Annotated in this window: 1 protein-coding gene; it reads right to left on the bottom strand. The window is 68.3% G+C overall.

Annotation, left to right across the window (positions count from 1 at the left end; all coding sequences use genetic code 11):
* Positions 1-114 precede the first annotated feature (114 nt).
* Positions 115-864, bottom strand: a complete 750-nt coding sequence (locus D0D37_RS46335; RefSeq protein WP_116206899.1) for a phosphoglyceromutase — start codon at positions 862-864, stop codon at positions 115-117.
* Positions 865-1,308 lie beyond the last annotated feature (444 nt).

The following is a 1,308-nucleotide window of genomic DNA, read 5'->3' as shown; positions in this document are numbered from 1 at the left end:
CCGCCACGCCGGACACCAACACCACAAACAAGATCAACTTAAGCTACACGGCATTGGGTTAGAACCGGGATCAGCACTCACGACCCGAACGGGCGGAGGCAAGCGCGCGAGGGCTCAGCGGCCCTGGTTCGCGACTGCGGCGGCGGCATCCTTCGCCGCCTCCGGGTCCAGGTACTCGCCGCCCGCCTTGACCGGCTTGAGGTCCGGCGTCAGGTCGTAGCGCAGCGGAATCCCGGTCGGGATGTTCAGCGCGGCGATGGCCTCGTCGGAGATCCCGTCGAGGTGCTTCACCAGCGCACGCAGCGAGTTGCCGTGTGCGGCCACCAGGACCGTGCGGCCTGCCTGCAGATCGGGGACGATCGCCGACTCCCAGTACGGCAGCAGCCGGGCCACGACGTCCTTCAGGCATTCCGTCAGCGGAGCCTGGTCGCCGAGGTCCGCGTAACGCGCGTCGCCCACCTGGCTGAACTCGTCCTTCGGGTCGATGGCCGGCGGCGGCGTGTCGTAGGAGCGACGCCAGAGCATGAACTGCTCCTCGCCGAACTCGTCCAGCGTCTGCTTCTTGTTCTTGCCCTGCAGCGCGCCGTAGTGCCGCTCGTTGAGCCGCCAGTCGCGCTTGACCGGGATCCAGTGCCGGTCGGCGGCGTCGAGGGCGATGTTCGCCGTGCTGATCGCCCGGCGCAGCAGCGACGTGTGCACCACGTCCGGCAGCAGCCCCGATTCGGCGAGCAGCTGCCCGCCCTGGCGGGCTTCCCGCTCGCCGGTCTCCGAAAGGGGCACGTCCACCCAGCCGGTGAACAGGTTTTCCGCGTTCCACGTGCTCTGTCCGTGCCGCAGCAGCACCAGGGTCCCAAGTTCGGCCATGGCCACCAGCCTGCCAGAGCTGCCCAGCGCTGCCAGTAGTGCGTCCACCCCTCTACCCAGAGTGCGTTACCCGGGAGTAACACCTTCACCCGACGCGCAGGCGGGTTGCCGACAAGCAGGCCAAAGAGTGCAAGGCGCTGCACGCTGTTAACCCCGTGAGTGAATTTCACTCGAACGGAGTAACCAGTAGTCTTGTGATTACTGGTCGACATCTGACAGGTTGGGCATGTCCCGCTCAGCCGGATTCCACGCACTCCCGGCTGATCACGGGCAGTGACCGCGGCTCGTCTCCCCCCTGCCGAGCCGCGGCCCGCCGGCCCCGTTGACATCCCCCTCGTCACCGGGGCCAGCAGGCGGGACCTGCAGCGGGACGGCTCGAGATCGCGACTCCCCCCTCCCTCGACCCGTTCCGCCAGCCCCTCACTCCGCGGGCCTGGCCCCACG

The sequence above is a fragment of the Amycolatopsis circi genome (assembly GCF_003385235.1).
GTDB lineage: Bacteria > Actinomycetota > Actinomycetes > Mycobacteriales > Pseudonocardiaceae > Amycolatopsis > Amycolatopsis circi.
This window is presented reverse-complemented; position numbering and strand designations above follow the sequence as displayed.

What these genes read in the sequence shown, in the direction of transcription:
- D0D37_RS46335 (WP_116206899.1), bottom strand. Translation starts at nt 864, where the DNA reads ATGGCCGAACTTGGGACCCTGGTGCTGCTGCGGCACGGACAGAGCACG.